This is a genomic window from Halanaerocella petrolearia, assembly GCF_054657875.1.
In genome coordinates this window covers 959,962-979,738 of the sequence record NZ_BAAHXW010000001.1, presented here as the reverse complement: position 1 = coordinate 979,738, position 19,777 = coordinate 959,962, and the positions used below count along the sequence as shown (strand labels likewise).

At 33.3% G+C, this 19,777-nt stretch carries 19 protein-coding genes and 1 riboswitch; of the genes, 17 read left to right on the top strand and 2 right to left on the bottom strand.

The window, feature by feature from the left end; translation table 11 throughout:
- The first annotated feature begins 156 nt into the window (after positions 1-156).
- The 13 genes from ACYQ39_RS05015 to ACYQ39_RS04955 all read left to right on the top strand — a co-directional run bounded on the left by ACYQ39_RS05015 (position 157) and on the right by ACYQ39_RS04955 (position 10,751).
- Positions 157-1,431, top strand: a complete 1,275-nt coding sequence (locus ACYQ39_RS05015; RefSeq protein WP_459840851.1) for a bifunctional folylpolyglutamate synthase/dihydrofolate synthase — start codon at positions 157-159, stop codon at positions 1,429-1,431.
- A 122-nt stretch (positions 1,432-1,553) separates the two neighbouring features.
- Positions 1,554-2,078, top strand: a complete 525-nt coding sequence (locus ACYQ39_RS05010; RefSeq protein WP_459840849.1) for an SPOR domain-containing protein — start codon at positions 1,554-1,556, stop codon at positions 2,076-2,078.
- Between the two features lie 54 nt (positions 2,079-2,132).
- A complete protein-coding gene (locus ACYQ39_RS05005) occupies positions 2,133-2,498 on the top strand; it encodes a DRTGG domain-containing protein (RefSeq protein ID WP_459840847.1) in 366 nt (121 codons plus the stop codon).
- A 29-nt stretch (positions 2,499-2,527) separates the two neighbouring features.
- On the top strand, positions 2,528-2,962 hold the full coding sequence (locus tag ACYQ39_RS05000) for an ATP-binding protein (protein ID WP_459840845.1): 435 nt from the start codon (positions 2,528-2,530) through the stop codon (positions 2,960-2,962).
- A gap of 44 nt (positions 2,963-3,006) precedes the next feature.
- Positions 3,007-4,311, top strand: a complete 1,305-nt coding sequence (locus ACYQ39_RS04995) for a [Fe-Fe] hydrogenase large subunit C-terminal domain-containing protein (protein ID WP_459840843.1) — start codon at positions 3,007-3,009, stop codon at positions 4,309-4,311.
- Positions 4,301-4,633, top strand: coding sequence for a DRTGG domain-containing protein (locus tag ACYQ39_RS04990; protein WP_459840841.1), 333 nt, complete (start codon positions 4,301-4,303; stop codon positions 4,631-4,633). The genes ACYQ39_RS04995 and ACYQ39_RS04990 overlap by 11 nt, the downstream gene beginning before the upstream one ends.
- A 2-nt stretch (positions 4,634-4,635) precedes the next feature.
- Positions 4,636-5,367, top strand: a complete 732-nt coding sequence (locus ACYQ39_RS04985) for a PHP domain-containing protein (RefSeq protein ID WP_459840839.1) — start codon at positions 4,636-4,638, stop codon at positions 5,365-5,367.
- A gap of 307 nt (positions 5,368-5,674) precedes the next feature.
- Positions 5,675-6,976 carry an electron transport complex subunit RsxC gene (gene rsxC, locus ACYQ39_RS04980; protein ID WP_459840837.1) on the top strand — a complete coding sequence of 434 codons (1,302 nt, stop codon included), beginning with the start codon at positions 5,675-5,677 and terminating at the stop codon, positions 6,974-6,976.
- 15 nt (positions 6,977-6,991) lie between these two features.
- Positions 6,992-7,912, top strand: a complete 921-nt coding sequence (locus ACYQ39_RS04975) for an RnfABCDGE type electron transport complex subunit D (RefSeq protein ID WP_459840836.1) — start codon at positions 6,992-6,994, stop codon at positions 7,910-7,912.
- A complete protein-coding gene (locus ACYQ39_RS04970; RefSeq protein ID WP_459840834.1) occupies positions 7,905-8,447 on the top strand; it encodes an RnfABCDGE type electron transport complex subunit G in 543 nt (180 codons plus the stop codon). The genes ACYQ39_RS04975 and ACYQ39_RS04970 overlap by 8 nt, the downstream gene beginning before the upstream one ends.
- A gap of 1 nt (position 8,448) precedes the next feature.
- The gene (gene rsxE / locus ACYQ39_RS04965; RefSeq protein ID WP_459840832.1) at positions 8,449-9,123 is read left to right on the top strand and encodes an electron transport complex subunit RsxE; all 675 of its coding nucleotides are present in this window, start codon (positions 8,449-8,451) and stop codon (positions 9,121-9,123) included.
- Between the two features lie 17 nt (positions 9,124-9,140).
- Complete coding sequence (rsxA, locus tag ACYQ39_RS04960; RefSeq protein ID WP_459840831.1) at positions 9,141-9,722, top strand: electron transport complex subunit RsxA; 582 nt, start codon at positions 9,141-9,143, stop codon at positions 9,720-9,722.
- Between the two features lie 15 nt (positions 9,723-9,737).
- On the top strand, positions 9,738-10,751 hold the full coding sequence (locus ACYQ39_RS04955) for an RnfABCDGE type electron transport complex subunit B (RefSeq protein WP_459840830.1): 1,014 nt from the start codon (positions 9,738-9,740) through the stop codon (positions 10,749-10,751).
- A gap of 98 nt (positions 10,752-10,849) precedes the next feature.
- Here the strand turns inward: ACYQ39_RS04955 and hcp are convergent, their stop codons facing one another.
- Positions 10,850-12,496: a hydroxylamine reductase gene (hcp, locus tag ACYQ39_RS04950; protein ID WP_459840829.1), complete on the bottom strand. Its 1,647-nt coding sequence runs from the start codon at positions 12,494-12,496 to the stop codon at positions 10,850-10,852.
- A gap of 279 nt (positions 12,497-12,775) precedes the next feature.
- Positions 12,776-12,859: riboswitch (cyclic di-GMP riboswitch) on the top strand.
- A 53-nt stretch (positions 12,860-12,912) separates the two neighbouring features.
- Here hcp and ACYQ39_RS04945 point away from each other — a divergent pair.
- Both ACYQ39_RS04945 and ACYQ39_RS04940 read left to right on the top strand, forming a co-directional pair.
- Positions 12,913-14,862 carry a diguanylate cyclase gene (locus ACYQ39_RS04945; protein WP_459840827.1) on the top strand — a complete coding sequence of 650 codons (1,950 nt, stop codon included), beginning with the start codon at positions 12,913-12,915 and terminating at the stop codon, positions 14,860-14,862.
- A gap of 30 nt (positions 14,863-14,892) precedes the next feature.
- The gene (locus ACYQ39_RS04940) at positions 14,893-15,543 is read left to right on the top strand and encodes a hypothetical protein (RefSeq protein WP_459840826.1); all 651 of its coding nucleotides are present in this window, start codon (positions 14,893-14,895) and stop codon (positions 15,541-15,543) included.
- 52 nt (positions 15,544-15,595) lie between these two features.
- On the opposite strand, the gene ACYQ39_RS04935 is transcribed toward ACYQ39_RS04940, so the two are convergent.
- Complete coding sequence (locus tag ACYQ39_RS04935; protein WP_459840824.1) at positions 15,596-17,404, bottom strand: FAD-dependent oxidoreductase; 1,809 nt, start codon at positions 17,402-17,404, stop codon at positions 15,596-15,598.
- A 247-nt stretch (positions 17,405-17,651) separates the two neighbouring features.
- Between ACYQ39_RS04935 and ACYQ39_RS04930 the strand changes: the two genes are divergently transcribed.
- Positions 17,652-18,695, top strand: coding sequence for an FAD:protein FMN transferase (locus ACYQ39_RS04930; protein WP_459840822.1), 1,044 nt, complete (start codon positions 17,652-17,654; stop codon positions 18,693-18,695).
- 16 nt (positions 18,696-18,711) lie between these two features.
- A complete protein-coding gene (locus ACYQ39_RS04925; protein ID WP_459840821.1) occupies positions 18,712-19,668 on the top strand; it encodes a polyprenyl synthetase family protein in 957 nt (318 codons plus the stop codon).
- The last annotated feature ends 109 nt before the right edge of the window (positions 19,669-19,777 follow it).

Below are 19,777 nucleotides of genomic sequence, written 5' to 3'. Positions count from 1 at the left end.
CACAGCACATAGCTGTGGCACGAAAGTGCCACTTTATATCAATTAAATTTTACTTTTATATTTGTTTAGCCCATGATAACATACATACTAACAATTGACAACTAGAGACAAAGGGATTTAAAGATAAATCTAGAAATATTACAACGAGGTGAGAATATGGAAGCTATAAATTACTTAAACAATTTAGATAAATTTGGAGTTAAACCAGGATTGGAAAGAGTCGAGTTATTATTAGATTATTTAGATAATCCAGAAGATAATTTAGATATAATTCATATTGCAGGTACTAATGGTAAAGGTTCTACTTCAGCGATCTTAACTGCTATTTATAAAGAGGCAGGTTATAAAGTAGGAACCTATAACTCGCCACATCTTATAGAATTTAATGAGCGGATTAGAATTAATGATAATAATATAAGTGATTTGAAATTAGAAGAGTTAGTAGTCGAGATGCAACCTGCCATTGATCAGGTTGCAACTGAATTAGAACATCCTACTTTTTTTGAAGTAGTAACTGTACTAGCTATACTGTATTTTGATCATGAAGATGTTGATTTAGCTATTTTGGAGGTGGGAATGGGAGGGAGATTAGATGCTACTAATGTAGGAGGTAGCTTGATTTCTGTTATTACCAATGTTAGTTTAGATCATACAGATTATCTAGGTGAGACAATAAGTGAGATAGCTTTAGAGAAGGCTGGGATTATTGAATTTAATCAAAAAGTAGTTACTGCTAGTCAAGATCTAGAAGTTTTATCATGTTTAAATAAAATATGTAAAAAAAGGAATAGTAAATTAATTAATGTTCATAATAAGTTTAACTGGGAGAAAGATGAAGGTGACTTGAATTATCAGTCCTTTAAATTACAAGGAGATAAGAGGGTGTATAATGATTTAAAACTCCCGCTATTAGGTAATCATCAGTTAGTTAATAGTGCTCTAGCAGTGGCAGTAGTAGAAGAGTTGCTAGATGACTTTCCTCTTTCTAAAGCAGAGATTAGATCTGGATTATTGCAGGTAGAATGGCCAGGAAGGTTAGAAGTATTATCTAAGAAACCTACTGTTGTTCTTGATGGAGCACATAATCAAAAAGCAGCTAATAAGATAAAAGATACTTTACAAGAATGGGAGTATAATAACCTATTTTTAGTAATTAGTATTTTAGCTGATAAGAATATTGATGGCATTGTCAAAGAATTGACCCCACAAGCAGAAGAAGTGGTTTTATCTCAAAATAAAAATAGTCGGGTAGCAGATATTACCAAAATAAAAGAGGAAGTAGTGCCATATAACTCTAATGTAAAGTCAAAGCCTGAATTGGCTGAAGCATTAGAATATGTAAATCAATTAGCTAAAACAGATGACCTTATTCTAGTAAGTGGCTCATTATATACTGTAGCTGAATCAAAACAGATTTTTGTTAATAAATAGATAATAAACTGCATAATATCTATTAAGAAAAGAGCTAAAAATAGGAAATGAAATTAATTAATTTAGCTAGGAAGGAGGAGAGTCACCTTTACTCCCGACAAACAAATTGGGAGGGGGATATTATGAACAGAAACAATAGAAAACTCAAGAGTGGTGCTTCTTTATTAGTCATGTTGGTTGTAATGGGGGGGATTGCTGTTTCACTTGGTTATTTAGCTATTAATTGGTTCTTTGATTATACTGCTGCTCCACAAGAAGAACTTAAGCAAGTTAATAATGATCAAATTGTAAAGGAGGAAAAGGTGACACCTAAGGAACCTCAGCAGATATCAAAGTCAAAACAGAAGGAAGTTCAAAAAGAGCAAGAACAGAAGAAAGAAGAGAAGAGTCAATCTAGCTCTGATTCACCAACTATTGCCCAATCAATGAATGATCAGAACTTATTTGTTGTGCAGGTAGGAGCTTTTGCTAAGAAGAGTAATGCTCAAGGAATGGTAAGTAAATTACAGCAGAAGGGCTTTAGTGCTTATATTACTAGTGATGATCCTTATCGAGTTCAGACAGGTGCCTTTAGAACTGAAAAAGCTGCTCAAGAATTGAGTTCTAAGCTTAAAGAGAATGGTTTCTCAGTATATATTAAACATTAATTTTAGACCCACCTTTAAGTGGGTCTTTTCTATCATTTATAAGGGAGGATAATAATGAAGTTGCAGAAAATAAAAGATTTATTATCTGCCCAGATTATTTATCTTGGACAAGATGATAAATTGAAAAATCAAGTTGTTTCAACTGCTTGTGGGGCTGATTTGATGAGTGATGTTTTAGCTTTTACTAAGGAGAAAACTTTATTATTGACAGGATTGACTAATCCACAAGTAGTTCGAACAGCAGAAATGATTGATTTAATAGCAGTTATCTTTGTTAGAGGGAAAAGACCGCTTCAAGAGACCATTGATCTTGCTAAAGAGAAAGAAGTTCCTTTATTAGTTACTGATAAGCCATTATATGAGGCTTGTGGACTATTATATTCGGCCGGTTTGGCTCCTGAGAAGTTATCTGAGTTATAAATAGACAAGCTATTAATGGAGGGATTGATTTGGAAAAAAATGATTCGTTGCAGACTATTTTAAATGCTGAAATTGAAGCTGGTGACTTTAGTAGTGGTGGAGAAGCCTCTAGTAATTTGAAGGAGATTCTACGAAAATTAGGTATTGCAGCGAAAAAAATTAGGAAAGTAGCAATTGTAACTTATGAATTAGAGATGAATATCATAATTCATTCATTAGGAGGAAACTTAAAAGCTAAAGTAAGCCCTAAACAGGTTAGAGTTATTGCTGCTGATGAGGGACCAGGGATTGAAGATTTAGATAAGGCTTTTCAGCCTGGTTTTTCTACTGCTAGTGACTCTGTAAGACAAATGGGTTTTGGTGCAGGTATGGGTTTATGTAATATAAAGCGCTATTCTGATGGTTTAGAGGTAGATACTGAGGTAGATGTAGGGACTATTATTGAGACTACTATTGCTTTATAGAGTATAGTTATTTAATAAGTTACTAACAAAAGTGGGGGATATTAGTGAGTAAGTCTCATTCTGTCCATCTTAAAGAGGATAAGTGTGAAGGGTGTACAAATTGCGTTCAAAACTGTCCAACTAAGGCAATTAGAGTACATCAAGGGCAAGCTTGGATTAAAGAAGATTATTGTATTGACTGTGGAGAATGCATTAGAAGTTGTGAACATCATGCTAAGCATGCTATTACTGATGAGTTAAAGGAGATTGAAGATTATAATTATAAAGTAGCTGTTGTACCTCCTAGTTTTTATGGACAATTTAGAGGAGATATTAAACCAGTTCAGATTGTAACTGGGCTTAAAGAATTAGGATTTGATAAGGTTTTAGATGCTGCTTTAGGAGCAGAAGCTTTGACTAAAGCTACTAGGGATTATTTATCTAAAAATGAAGGGCCAATAATTTCTTCTGCATGTCCAGCTGTAGTTAGGTTAGTAAAGGTATTATATCCAGAATTGATTGATTATCTATTACCATTTAAACCACCAGTAGAGTTAGTAGCTCAATTAGCTAGAGAGGAGATAAAGAAAAGAGAAGGTATAGTTGAAAGTGAGATAGGAGTCTTTTTTATTACTCCTTGTCCTGCTAAAGCGACAGCAATTAAAAATCCCTTAGGTATGGAAGATAGTTTTTTTACTGGAGCTATAGCTGTTGATAAGATCTATCGTTTATTATTACAGAAAGTACAACAAGTAGACCATAATCAATTAAAAGAGGATAATATACCTTATTTAGGTATTGGTTGGGGGAATAGTGGTGGAGAAAGTAATTTGCTGACTGAAGAAGATACAGTCTCTGTAGCAGGAATTCATAATGTAATCTCTATTTTAGAAGAACTTGATCGAGGAGATTTATCACATATTAAGTTTTTTGAGTTATTGGCTTGTGAGCCTGGTTGTGTAGGGGGAGCTTTAAATATTCAGAATCCTTTTTTAGCCAATTTTAATTTGCAGAAATTAATCAGTGGTAAGAATAAGTTTGTTAATCAAGATTTAGCTAAATATAATTTTCAGTTAGATAGTCATTTTAACCCTAAAAGTGTTGGTTCTTTAGATGAAGATTTTGACTCTGCAATAGCTAAGCTGACCCAGTTAGAAGAGAAGAGAGATGATTTACCAGGGCTGGACTGTGCTGCTTGTGGAGCACCTAATTGTGAAACTTTAGCTGAAGATATTGTTAATGGGTTAGCTTCAGAAAGTGATTGTGTCTTTATTTTACGTCAAAAGTTGGCTGATTTAACTGATCAGATGGCTTCACTGGCTCACTCTTTACCACCAGTTATGCAAAAGGAGGATAAAAATGAAACTTAATAAGATTATTGAAGAGTTAAAGTTAGAGGTAGTTGTAGAAGGTGATTTAGATAGAGAGGTAACAGGGGGTTATGTCTGTGATTTATTAAGTAATGTTATGGCTCAAGCTCAAGCAGGTGATTTATGGTTTACTATTCAAGGTCACCAGAATATAGTAGCAATTTCTTTATTAGTAGAAGTGGCAGCTATTGTAGTAGTAGAAGATTTAGAGATTGATGAAGATGCTATTGCTAGGGCCAAAGAGAAGGGAGTTACTATCTTACAGAGTTCTCAATCATCCTATGAATTAGCTGGACAATTATACCAGTTAGGAATTGAATAATAGTGGAAGAACTTACTGCTGATCTGCACCTCCATACTGTTTTATCTCCCTGTGGTGATTTATTAATGACGCCAGGAAATATTATTGATCACGCTCTAGAGATTGGTTTAGATATAATTGCTATTACTGATCATAACTCAGCTGAAAATGTAGAGGTTGCAGTCCAGTTGGCCCAGAATAAACCTTTGACTGTGGTTCCTGGTATGGAGGTTACTACAGTTGAGGAGGTGCATTTAATCTGTCTCTTTGCTAATATAGAACAGGCTTTAGAATGGCAAGAGATAGTCTATCATGCTTTACCTGATTTGAAAAATAATGAAGAGGTATTTGGCCCGCAGATAATAACAGACCTTAATGATCAATATGTAAAAAAGTTAGATAGATTACTACTAACTGCTACTGAATTAACAGTTTCTGAGGTAATAAAACAAGTAAAAAAACTAGATGGGATAGTTATTCCAGCCCATGTTGATAAACAGAATTATAGTTTACTTTCTAACTTAGGATTTATTCCTTCAGATTTGAACCTATCTACTATAGAGATTTCTCCAAGTATTAATTTAGAAGATGCAGAGGCTAGATTTCAACAACTTGAAGATTATGCTATAATAACTAGTTCTGATGCCCATTATATAGAGGACATCCGCCAAAGTATTAAAGTAAAGGTAAAAGAAAATAGAATTTTAGAATTACAAGAGTCAGTAACAGATAGAGCCTCAATCTTATTATATTAATAAACCAGAAAAGTTAAAAATTAGCTAAAAATTCTGAAAATAGACTTGATATAAAAGTTGCCTTGTGATAAAATGAACAATTATTGTAATTGTTTAAAAGTTATGTTAACATTAGTTCAGAGTAATGACTTTATAATATTATAACACTTTCTATATATTAATAATTAGTACTGTCTGGAGGTGATTAGTAGATAGAGTAGAGTACAAATTAATATAAAATATTTAAAAATAGGATGACTTAATTGACTATTTAAGACTTGATAGAATTAAATTGACAACTTATAATTTTTGACAAAGGGGTGAAAAAATGGAAACTAGAACTTTTGCACAGGGAATTCATCCTAGATACAATAAAGAATTGACTCAGGATAAAGAGTTAAAAGTGGCTAAAGTACCTAAAGAAGTAGTAATTCCTCTTCAACAACATATTGGTGCTCCAGCTAAAGTATTAGTTGAGTCAGGGGACCAAGTAGCATTAGGAGAAAAAATTGGTGAAGCTGCTGGTTTTGTGTCAGCTAATATCCATGCTAGTGTTTCTGGTGAGGTAATTGCTATTGAAAGAGTTGATGGTACTTTATCAGTTCGAATTAAGAATGATGGCCAAGATAGGTTAGCTACTGCATTAGAAGAAGAAACAGTTGATAATTTGACAGCTGATGAGTTGAGAAGTATTGTTCAGGAAGCAGGAATTGTTGGTTTAGGGGGAGCTACTTTTCCTAGCCATGTAAAAGTGTCGATTCCAGATGATAAGAGTGTGGATACAGTTATTTTAAATGGAGCAGAGTGTGAACCTTATTTAACTATTGATCATCGGATTATGTTAGAAGAAGCTAGAAAGGTAGTAACAGGTTTGCAAGCTTTAATGAAGATGTCAGATGCAGACCAAGGTTATATTGGTGTTGAGGACAATAAACCTGATGCTATTAAAAAGTTACAAGAAGTAGCTAAAGATTATCCAGAAATTGAAGTTGTAGCTTTAGAGACTAAGTATCCTCAGGGAGGAGAAAAACAGTTAATTGATGCTATCTTAGGCAGAGAAGTACCTTCAGGTGGATTGCCATTGGATATTGGGGTAGTAGTTAATAATACAGGTACTGCAGCTGCAATTGCAGAAGCAATTACTGAAGCAAAACCTTTGATTCAACGAGCAGTTACAATTACTGGAGCAGTTAACAAACCACAGAACTTGTTAGTTAGAATTGGTACTCCAGTAGAAGAGTTGATTGATCAGGCTGGTGGCTTTAGAGGACGACCAGGAAAAGTTGTTTTAGGCGGGCCAATGACAGGGCAAGCCCAAAGTGACTTAGATATGCCAGTTACTAAAGGGACTTCTGGTGTGTTAGTATTGACTAAAGAAGAAGTTAAGCAGCATCCTGAAGCTAGTCCTTGTATTAGATGTGCTCGTTGTGTTGATGCTTGTCCAGTTAAATTGATTCCAACTAATATTGTTAAGTTAGTTAAAGAAGATATGATTACTGAGGCAGCTGACTATAATATTTCTGATTGTATTCAGTGTGGTTCCTGTACTTATGTCTGTCCAGCAAATATTGAAATGGTACAGTGGATTAAGTTAGGTAAAGCAAAATTACAGGCTCAAAATAGAGATTAATTAGGAGGGAAGGTTATGGCTAAAGATGTGCAGTTGACAGTTTCTTCAGCTCCACATATTAGAAGTAAGGAAACAACATCTGAAATTATGTTCAATGTAATTCTGGCTCTATTACCAGCAGCTTTAGCTGGAATTTATTACTTTGGTTCTGAGGGCTTATTATTAATGGTTGCTTGTTCTTTAACAGCAGTTGTAACTGAGGCAGTTTGGCAGAAATTACGTGGTGTATCAGTTACAATTAAAGATAATAGTGCCTTATTAACAGGCTTTTTATTATCTCTAACTTTACCCCCAGCATTACCTTTATGGATGGCTGTATTGGGAACTATAATTGCTGTTTTACTTGGAAAACATGTTTTTGGAGGTTTAGGATATAATTTCTTTAATCCAGCCTTAGTAGGGAGAGCATTTTTAATGGCTTCTTTTCCAGTTGCAATGACAACTTGGAAGATTCCAGTTGATGTTACTTCACAAGCAACACCCTTGGCAAGTGAAAAAGCATTATCTATAACTAATATGTTTTTAGGAAGAATTGGTGGTTCCTTAGGAGAAACTTCTGTAGCAGCTATTGTTGCAGGTGGCTTATATCTGTTATATAAAGGTTATATTGATTGGAGAATACCTGCAAGTTTCTTAGGTACAGTAGCTATTTTAACTACTGTTCTAGGTTCTAGAGGGCCAGTATATCATCTATTAGCAGGTGGATTAATGATTGGTGCTTTCTTTATGGCTACAGATATGGTAACTAGTCCTGTGACTAAAAGAGGGCGTTTAATCTTTGGTATTGGTTGTGGATTTTTGACTGTAATTATTAGATTATTTGCTGGTTATCCAGAAGGAGTTATGTATTCTATTTTGCTTATGAATATGTGTGTACCATTAATTGATCAGTATACTCAACCACAGGTTTTTGGTGAGGTGAAAGCAAATGGCTAATAAGATTAAGCCACGATTAATTGTTGTTTTAACTACAATCATGATTGTTTCTGCTTTAGTTTTAAGTTTTGTTTATCAGATGACACTTCCTGTAATTGAGGCTCATGCTAAGCAAAAGAAAGAAAAGGCTATTTTGCAAGTATTGCCTGGGGCCAAAAAATATGAAAAGGTAACTAAAGATGGCCTAACTTTATATAAAGGAATTGATGAGTCGGGAAATGTAGTAGGCTATTCATTTCAAAATTCGGGCCAAGGTTTTCAAAGTAAGTTAAAGTTGATGATTGGAATGGATTTAGAAAAGAAGAAAATAATTAAGATAAATATACTTTCACAAGCAGAAACACCAGGTTTAGGTGCTAGAATAACTGAGAAAGTATTTAAGTCTCAGTTTAAAGGAAAGTCTTTTTCTGATTCCTATACAGCTAAGGAAGATGTTGATGCTATTTCAGGTGCTACGATTTCTTCTCAAGCATTAAGTGATGTTTTAAGTGATGCAATCGATAAAGTAGAGCAAGCATATGGTGGAGGTGAGTAATTTGAAACAATTATGGGAAGATTTTATTAAAGGCTTATGGGAAGAGAATCCAGTCTGGGTTGCACTGTTAGGTATGTGTCCTACTTTGGCAGTAACTAATACGGCAACTAATGGTTTGGCTATGGGATTAGCAACTAGCTTTGTGCTATTAGGTGGAGGAATAGTCAACTCTCTACTAAAGAATATAATTCCTGATGAAGTTAGGATTCCTAGTTTTATTGTTGTGATTGCTACTTTTGTAACAATTGTTGATTATACAGCTAAAGCTTACTTTCCTGCTATTGCAGCTTCATTAAAGTTATTTATTCCATTAATTGTAGTTAACTGTTTAATTTTAGGACGTTCAGAATCCTTTGCTTCTAAGATGCCTGTTCATCGTTCAATAGCTGATGCTTTAGGCATGGGAGTTGGATTTACTTGGGCTTTAACTTTCTTAGGTATCTTTCGAGAAGTACTTGGTTTTGGAACTATATTTAAAGGAACAAGTTTCACTCTACAGGTAATGGGAGACTCATTCCAGACTTGGGGTATTATGGTCTTGCCTGCTGGAGCTTTCTTAAGTTTAGGCTTTATTTTAGGTATCTTTAATGCAATTCAGGATGAATCTATTAGTTTTACAGATCTATTAGGTAGCTCTGATAGTCAGACGACTCAAGATAGAACAAAAAGCATTTAATGTAAGGAGGTTGCAGAATGGATGATATTGGAAATTTGTTTTTAATATTTTTAACTGCATCGATTACTAATAACTTTATTTTATCTCAGTTTTTAGGTATTTGTCCTTTCTTGGGAGTCTCTAAAGAGATTCCAACAGCTTTTAGTATGGGCTTAGCTACGACTTTTGTAATGACAACTTCTGCAATTTGTGTCTGGGCTATTAATACATTTATCTTAATTCCTTTAGGGTTAGGGTATATGAAATATGTAGCTTTTATTTTAGTTATTTCTTCTTTTGTACAGTTGACTGAAATGGCTGTTAAGAAGATCAGCCCTCCTTTATATAAGGCATTAGGTATCTTTTTACCTTTAATTACTACTAACTGTGCTATTTTAGGATTGGCTTTACAGATTCCTATCAATGGGTATAACTTTATTGAGAGTACTATTTTTGGTTTAGGAGCTGGAGTTGGATTTACTATAGCAATAGTTTTAATGGCAGGTATGAGAGAAAAATTAGAATTTGCTAATGTACCTAAACCTTTACAAGGAGCACCAATTACTCTATTAATTGCCGGAATGATGGCTATGGCCTTTATGGGCTTCTCGGGAATTTAAAGGAGGCGACTAAATATGAATTTAAGTATTTTTAAAAGTGCAGTTCCTAGTATGGGGGCTTTAGGAGCCTTATTTGCTGGTGGCTTAGCTTATGCCTCAGTTAAATTTGCAGTTGATGAAGACCCTAGAAAGGAAAAGATAGAAGAGGCATTACCAGGGGCCAACTGTGGTGCTTGTGGTCAGCCTGGTTGTTCAAGTTTTGCAGGTGAAGTAGTCAAAGGAGAGGCACCAGTCGATGGCTGCCCTGTTGGTGGTGCAGAAGTAGCCGATAAAGTAGCTGAAATTATGGGTGTAGATGCTGGAGGTTCTACAGAAGTTAAAGTAGCTCAAGTTCTATGTCAAGGTGGTAACCAAGAGACTAGTATGAAGGCTGATTATCAAGGAGTAGCTACTTGTCAAGCTGCTAATATGGAGTCAAATATCAAGTCTTGTAGCTATGGTTGTCTAGGTTTTGGTGATTGTGAGGCTGTATGTGCTTTTGATGCTATAGAGATGACAGATAATGGGCTTCCTAAAATTGATCCAGATAAATGTACTGGTTGTGAGAAATGTGTTTTAGAATGTCCTCGCAATATTATTTCTATGTTCAGTCAAGAGCAAGAAGTATTTACTAGATGTAAATCAGTCTTACAAGGTGGAGAAGTTAAAGATGACTGTGAAGTTGGTTGTATTGGCTGTACTCTATGTGCTAAAAAATGTCCTGTAGATGCTATTGAAATGGAAGATAACCTACCAGTTGTTGATGCAGAAGAATGTATTGGTTGTGGTCAATGTGTAGAGGTCTGTCCTACTGATGCTATGGTAGATACTCCATTTGAAGTAGAGGATAATCCAACTAAAGATGCTGATAAAGGAAGTCAGATTGTAATCGGTGATGAATGTGTAGGTTGTACACTTTGTACTAATGAATGTCCTGTTGATGCTATCTCTGGAGAACAGGGCGGACAGCATGAAATAGACCAAGACGAATGTATTCAGTGTGAGCAGTGTATTTCAGTTTGTCCTAAGGAGACAATTGAGTATGAGTAATGACACAGTATATGATTAAGTTTCACTAAAAATTAATAAGTTGTAATATAAAAAAAGCTGGCCCTTTAAGGAGCCAGCTTTTTTTTATTAATTAAGCTTTAAGCCATAAATTGTTCAATGTCATCTTCAACATTATCAATACCTGCAATTCCAAACTTATCGACTAATACATTAGCTACATTGTCAGATAAGAAGGCTGGTAATGTTGGCCCTAAGTGAATATCCTTAACACCTAGATATAATAATGCTAGTAGTACAATTACTGCTTTCTGTTCATACCAAGCAATATTATAAGAGATAGGTAGATCGTTGATATCTTCTAGTTCAAAGGCTTTAGCTAACTCCTGGGCAATAACTACTAGAGAATAAGAGTCATTACATTGTCCCGCATCTAAGACTCTTGGAATACCTCCAATGTCGCCTAAGTCTAGCTTATTATATTTATATTTAGCACATCCTGCTGTTAAGATTACTGTATCTTCAGGTAGTTCTTTAGCAAATTCAGTATAATAATCTCTACTATTCATTCTTCCGTCACAACCTGCCATCACGAAGAACTGCTTAATAGCACCTTCTTTGACAGCCTCAATTACTTTATCTGCTAGATCTAAGACCTGGTTATGAGCAAAGCCACCAACTATTGTACCGTCTTCAATCTGCTCTGGAGCGTCACATTCTTTAGCTACTTCGATAAGCTGGCTAAAGTCTTTATTTCCGTCTTTATCTGCTTCAATATGAGTAGCTACATCTAGACCAGCTGAACCTGTAGTGAAGATCTTATCACTGTAGCTAGCATCATCTTTTGGAGGCACGATACAGTTAGTTGTAAATAGAATTGGCCCGTTGAAACTTTCGAACTCCTCTTTCTGTTGCCACCAAGCATTACCATAATTACCTACAAAGTGATCATACTTTTTGAAGGCAGGATAATAGTTAGCTGGTAACATTTCAGAATGAGTATAAATATCTACTCCAGTACCTTCAGTCTGTTCTAGTAATTGTTCCATATCCTTTAGATCGTGACCACTAATTAGGATGGCTGGATTATCTTTAGTACCAATATTTACTTCTGTAATTTCAGGATTACCATACGTGTCTGTATTGGCTTGATCTAATTGAGCCATAGCCTGAACACCATGTTCACCTGTCTGCATAGCTAAGTTTACTAAGTCATCAGCTGACAGACTATCATCAGTTGTAGCTGCTAAAGCTTCTTGCATAAAGTCATAGACTTCTTGGCTTTCATAATCTAAGTTATAGCTATGTTCAGCATAAGCAGCCATTCCTTTAACACCATAAGTAATAAGTTCTCTTAAAGATCTAACATCTTCATCTTCCGTATCTAGCACGCCAACCTCTTCACCTTTAGCAATAAATTCTTCTTTAGTACCTGCAGTCCAAGTAGCTCCTGCAAATAGATCATTAAATTCTGCTCCTGCTTCTTTTGCTTTCTTTTTAGCTTTAGCTCTTACTTCTAATGCCTCTTTAATCTGTTCTACAAAGGCATCATTATCAAAATTGGCATTAGTAATAGTCATGAATAAGCTCTTCATGACAAACTTATCTATGTCAGGCGTTGCAACTCCTAAATCTTTAGCTTTAGTACTATAAGTAGAAACTCCTTTTAGTAAATAGATTAAAAGGTCTTGTAAGTTAGCTGTTGTATCTTCTTTTCCACAGACTCCTTTAACTGTACAAGCTTTGCCTCCTGCTGTTTCTTGACATTGATAACAAAACATTGACATAAACAATCCCTCCTTTATTATTTTTAAATCTTAATTCTATCTTTATTGTAAGATAATTTGTTGTAATTTAATATGATATAAATCACACTTAACGACAAAGATATTAAATTATAGTATAATTATCTATACCTTCCTTAAATATTATAACATAGTTTTTTTAATTTACATAATTTTATGAGAAAATTTAATTTTAAGGAGGAAATTATGGTCTTATATTAAAATTATTTTACAGGGTATGTATTATAATGTAGTTTAAATTAGTGATTTTAATAAAAATGTATATTTATTAAGAGCTGTGAAGTATAATCTGTAATTGGTCACCTGGATTATATGGAGCTAGTGGTGAACCCACCTTATTTTTAAATAAGGTGGGTTTTATATTTAGTTGAATAATAAGAAAGTTGGTGTAGGCTAAATTGATAAATTTTATGAAAAGATTCTTTAATGAAGATTATGAGGTAGTAGCCTATCGAGGGTTTTTAATAATTGTTATGTTTTTGTATCTGTCATTTGGAATAATATATAAGCTAAGTAATCATGCCATTGATCCTTTTTCTTTTAAGCATAGGTTAGTTATAGCAGTTATACTTCTGATATTTTTTATTTTATCTTTTATAAGTGAGAAGATAAGAAATAATTTAGTAACTATTATTTATTTCGTGTTATATACTATTAATATTCATCTTATTTATTTTGCTTACTTAAATAATTATTCAATTAATTATGCTATTGGTATCTTGGTAGTGATTATAGTTACAAATTTTATATTTAAAACAACTCCCCAGTTAAGAAATTATAATTTGATTATAATTTCTTTAGTTATCTTGTCGCTCTTATTTACTGTTAACCCATCTATAAGTAAAATAATATTTATTATATTTACTATATTAACTAGTTTATTATCTTATATTACTCATAGTTTGAAAATTGATCTTCAGAATAAGTTAAAAAGAAGTAAGGATAAATATCAAGACCTTTATATGAAACAGAAGATGTTATTGGATAATAGTGAGACTCAGATTTGGTATTTAAAAGATGCTAATCTATATGGAGAAGTGAATCAAGCCCATGCTGATTTTTTAGGTTTAGAAAAAGAAGATATTAGAAATACAAATATAGAAGATTTATTTGATCAGCAAGTAGCTGAAGAGTATATTACTAATAATAAAAAGGTTTTTAGCAAACAAGAGAAAGAGGAGTTTGAGTATTCTATTAAAAATCAGCATGGAAAAGAGAGAGTATTGTTAATTAGTAAAGTTCCTAAGTTAAATAAAGATAATGAAGTTGAATCTTTAATCTGTACTGCTAAAGATATAACTGAAGAGAGAAAGACTAAAGAAGAGATTGAATATTTGAATTATCACGACAGTTTAACTGGTCTATACAATAGAAGATATTTAGAAGAGCAACTTGATTTATTAGATCAGCAGAATCAGTTACCATTAAGTATTATTGTAGGAGATATTAACGGCCTAAAATTAACTAATGATGCTTTTGGTCATCAATTAGGAGATAAATTATTATCTGAAGCGGCTCAAGTAATAAAGGATTCTTGTCGAGAAGATGATATCGTTGTACGTTGGGGTGGAGATGAATTTGTAGTCTTATTACCTAAAACTAATAAGAAGAATACTAAAAAAGTATATTCTAGAATAAAGGAAAACTGCGAAGAACAAAATATAGAATTATTAGAGATTAGTATTAGTTTAGGTTATGCTACTAAGAGAAAAGTTACTGAAGATATTGATGATATTTTTAAAGAAGCAGAAGATTGGATGTATAAGATGAAGTTGACTGAAAGTAAGAGTTTTCATAATAGTGTTCTCTCTTCTTTATTAAGAACATTAAAAGAAAAAACTAATGAAACTGTAGAACATGGTAATAGGCTGAAAAAACTTGCCTTAAAAATAGGTAAAAAGCTAAATTTATCTGATGCTAAATTGACTGATTTGAGTCTATTAGCCGAACTACATGATTTAGGCAAAGTAGGTATTTCAGAAGAGATACTTAATAAGCCAACTCCTTTGATCAAAGAAGAATGGGAAGAAATGAAGAGACATAGTGAAATAGGAAGTCAAATTGCTAAATCATCACCTGAATTGGCAGATATTTCTGAGAGTATTTTAAGTCACCATGAGTGGTGGGATGGCACGGGATATCCACAAGGATTAGCAGCAAAAGAGATCCCACTTAATGCTCGGATAATTTCTATTGTAGATGCTTATGACGTAATGGTTAATGAACGGTCTTATAAAGAAGCAATGAGTAAAGAAGAGGCTTTAGAGGAGATAAAAGCAGGAGCTGGAAGTCAATTTGATCCGCAATTAGTTGAGACCTTTGTTAATGAGATAGTAGAGAAGAATTAATATAAAATGCCCAAAGAAAGGATGAAGTGAATGACAGTTCCATCTACAGGAATTATATTTGAAGGAATTCCTGCTACTGGTAAATCAACAATTATTCGTAGTTTATTAAAGTCTCCAAAAATTTTAGAGCGAGAATTCATGCCTTTTTTAACTTATGGTGAAGATATTACTCAACGAGTATTGGAAAAGAAGTATAATCAGGGCCAACTTACTAAAGAAGATAACCTAGAGTTGTTATTTGATATTATAGAACCATTAGAGAAATATAAAGATTACTATCAAAAACGAGGTTGGGTAGGTACTGAATCAGAACATCGGTATGCTTTTGTACTTGAACGATTTCATATTACTCATGCCACTTACTTTGATCACTTGTGTTGGGATGATCTAGCAGAGATTGATAGGAAGTTGGCCCAGTTAAATACTAAGCTATGTTTTTTGGAGATAGAGCCAAAAGTTATGCGTAAAAGAATAATCTATAGTCGTGGTCAAAAATGGAGAAATTATATCTCTCGTTATGGTTCGACTGAAGAAGAGATAATTGAACATTACATTAGAAGACAGAAAAGAAAAAAACAACTAGTAACTAAAAGTAATTTACCAAGTCTGATATTAAATACTAGTCAGGCTAATTGGGAGCAGTTAATAGATCAGATGATTGAATTTTGGGATTTGAGTTAAGCTATAAATAAGATAAGAGCGATCAAGTGACCGCTCTTATTAATTATTCTATTTAGGCTGATAAATCTCGTTGATTAAAGTCTACTGAGTTGTTAGATAGATTTAAAAGCCAAGGAATTAGATAATAATCAATCCCAAAGGCTTTTCCTGCTCCAGAAAGCATAGTAATTGAGATTAGGAATAACCAGACTTGTTCCCAAATACCGGCATCTGATCCTAAACCACCTAGGATGAAGTTGGCACTCAGTCCTAAAGCTCCTAAAGCACCTAGGATAGTTAAACAGCCAAAGACTAGACTTAAGCCGACTCCTAGTTCAGTTAATACCATTATTTTCTGGAATATTACTTGGTTAGGGCCAACAATAGATTTCATTAGGTCAATATATAATTGAGGTGTGCCGTCACTCCAAAGCATAGAAGAGGCACCAGAAATAAGATGTTCTTCTGAACCAGTCAACCATCCTTCTTGTAATTTAGTAACACCCTCTAATAAAAATCTAACACCAAGGAAGACTCTCAGTAGTACTAACCAGAAAGTACCTGATTTTTTGCTTAAATGATTGATTAGCATTCCAATCCCTCCTTTAACATCCTTAAATTGATGTTCAATATAGTCCCAGATTAAGCTAAAACCATTAACTTCAAAGAGATAATGCATATTAACAAGATGTTTGGTTATCATTGCTAAAAAGCCAATTAAAGGAATAGTAATTCCTGACATAGGTTCAAGTTCAGCAACAGCATAATTAGAGCCAATAGAAACCATGACTCCATGTAATTGAGGATCAAATTCTTTCATTTCAGAGCCTGTAATTTGAGCATGAATATTATAGGCCACACATTCACCAGCCTGTACTGCAGCCTCAACTAATTGTGGTAGTACCCATTCATCTTCATTTTCAAAATAAGCATTATCACCAATAGCATAAATATTATCAATTGAAGTCTGTAAGTATTTATTAACTTCTACTCTATCTCTACGATTTAAATCTAAACCTAGTTTTTTAACTAGACTCTTAGTTTTTACGCCACCAGTCCAGACCAAAGTTTGAGTTTTAATCTCTTGTTCAACTTTAGAGCTTTCATCACTAACAATGTAACCGTCTTCTTTTTCGCAAGTATTGATGACTACACTATTGTCAGTAACCTCACAAATACTGGATTCAGTAAGTATTTCTACGCCTAATTTTTCAGTTAAGTATTGCTTAGCCTTATTAATTCTTCTTTCACTGAGAACTGGTAGGATATTATCCATAGCTTCTACAACTTTAATACTGACTTCATTAGGTGAGATGTTATATCGCTCACATAAGTTATCTGTCCACTCTGCAATTTCACCTACAGTTTCAATTCCTGTAAAGCCACCTCCACCAACAACAAAAGTTAACATTTCAGCTCTTTTGTCTAAGTCAGTTTCATTAGCAGCTAGTTTAAACATGTTACGAATGTGATTATTAATGTCTTTAGCATCATCTAAAGACCAAAGGGTGAATGCGTTTTCTTCCATACCTGGAATATTAAAGTAAGTTGGTTCGCTACCAATACCTAATACCAGATGGTCATATTGATAATCATTAGTTTCAGATGTTAGTTTTTGTTGCTCTGTATTAACATCTGTAATCTTATCTTGGACTAGATTTACCTTAGTCTTAGCAAATACATCCTCTAAAGAAACTTTAACTCCATTAGGTCCAATTCGATTACCAGCAACTTCATGTAACTCTGTTAATAGAGTATGGTGCTTATTCTGGTCAATTAAGGTAATCTCTACTGTATCATCCTTTTTAAACTTTTTATTAAGGGTTTTAGCAGCTTTGATACCTGCATAACCAGCACCAAGAATAACAACTCTTTTTCCCATAATTTCCCTCCTTTGCAATAAGGTGAAAGATATATCTTTCACAGCTGATTAAAATAAAAACAGGAGAATACAATTTATACTAGAAAGAATATACCATAAGGGTGTACTCTCATTATCATCTTATTATATTTATATCTCCTTGTCAACTAAAACAAAATGTAGTAAAATAATATATTACGATGTTAATTATGAGTAGGATTTATTAGAAAGTAAATAAGAGAATATAATTAAACTATTGGGGGGAATTATGAGAAAATACCACAAAATTTTGGTATTGAGTATAATTTTCATTCTATTATTAAGTGCAATAGGCTGTGATAAAAGAGAAAGGAACATAAAATCGAGTTTAAAATCAGATTATATGATGGGAACAGTAGTTAAGATGAAGGTATATCATTCTCAACCAGATCAAATAATAAAAGAATCTTTTTCTATTATAGAAGATTTGGAAGAAAAGATGAGCTCAAGAATTAGAGAGAGTGAAATAAATCAAGTTAATAAGGCGGCTGGACGAGAAAAAGTTAAAGTAAGTGATGATACTTATCAAGTTCTTAAGAAGAGTTTAGAGTATGCTAGATTGACTAAAGGGGCTTTTGACCCTACTATTGGACCTTTAGTTGAATTATGGGGGATAGGTACTAAAGAGGCCAAGGTTCCTAAAAAAAATAAGATAAAAACCGAATTAGCTTTAGTTGATTATAATAAAGTTAAGTTATTTCCTGAGAGTAATGAAATCTTTCTTGCACAAGCAGATATGATATTGGATGTAGGTGGGATTGCTAAAGGATATGCAGCTGATAAGATAATTGAGTTATGGAAAGAAAAAGGGGTAAAAAGTGGATTTATCAGTTTAGGGGGGAATGTATCGGTATTAGGATCTAAAACTGATGGAACTGCTTGGAAAGTTGGAATTCAAGATCCAAAACAGCCAAGAGGAGATGTAATGGCTACTATAAAAGTAAAAGATAAGACAGTAGTTACATCAGGAAATTATGAACGTTATTTTATGAAAGATGGAGTGAGATATCATCATATTCTTAATCCTCAGACTGGAAGACCTGCTAGAAAAGGAATTATTAGTTCTACTATTGTTACTGATAATTCTTTTGATGCAGATACTTTATCTACAGCAATTTATGTACTAGGAATCAAGAAGGGGTTAAAATTGATTAGAGAACTTTCTCAAGTGGAAGCTTTAGTTATAACAGATGATCAACAATTATATTTAACTCCTGGTTTAAAGGAAAAAGTAAATATTATTAAGAATAAAGAGTATAAAGTAATTAATTAGCAAAGTAGGTGATATAGTGTTTTGGGATCAATTTCCATATATAAAAGAAGAAATGATTGAATTTGAGGACTATTTAATTGATAATCTAGCTAGTAAACAATCACTAATTCAAGAAGCTATTACTGATTTAGCTAAGGCAGGAGGGAAAAGAATTAGGCCTGCTTTATTAATCACTTCTGCTCACTTTGGGGAATATGATCGTCGGCAGGTCTGGGATATAGCTGTAGCAATGGAAATGTTACATATGGCTACTCTCGTTCATGATGATATTATAGATGAATCTAAATTAAGACGAGGAGCTAAAAGTGTTCAAAGTAAATATGGTAAAGATACAGCAGTCTTTACTGGAGATTATTTATTTAGTTTAACTTTTAGTATGTTATCTGGTGAGGCGACTCAAAAACAGTTAGAAAAAGTTGCTGAAACAATTAAAAGTATTTGTGAAGGGGAGATTGAACAGCACGAAAGTAGATATAATCTATTGGTTTCTTATAAAGAGTATTTTAATAGAATTAAGGGTAAGACAGCCCTTTTATTTGAAAGCAGTTGTCTATTAGGAGCAGGAATAGCTGAATTAAGTAAAATAAAGATGAGATATTTAGGTCAGTATGGACGTTATTTAGGAATGGCTTTTCAGCTGACTGATGATGTATTAGATTTTAGTCAAGAGATTGATATATTAGGTAAACCAAATGTTAATGATTTCACCCAAGGAATCTATACCTTACCAATTCTATATGTAATTCATGAGACTGAATCTGCTGATGATTTAAAAGAATTATTACAAGAACCAGTAAAGAATAATAAGCAGATTAAAAAGGTTGTAACAGAGTCTGGTGCTTTAGACTATACTTTAGAATTAGCCAACAACTATATAACAAAAGCAAAGAAAAGAGTAGCTAAGTTATCTTCTAATCCTTATCAAGATATATTATTTAAATTAGCAGATAAAGTAGTAGATAGATCTTTTTAAATTGTTAAGTAAATTGACTAATTAATATTGTTGGTAGATTTAATAATCTATGATAAAATAAAATATGTATCGTAGAAGTCAGGTGCATTCTAGCACCTGATTTTTTATT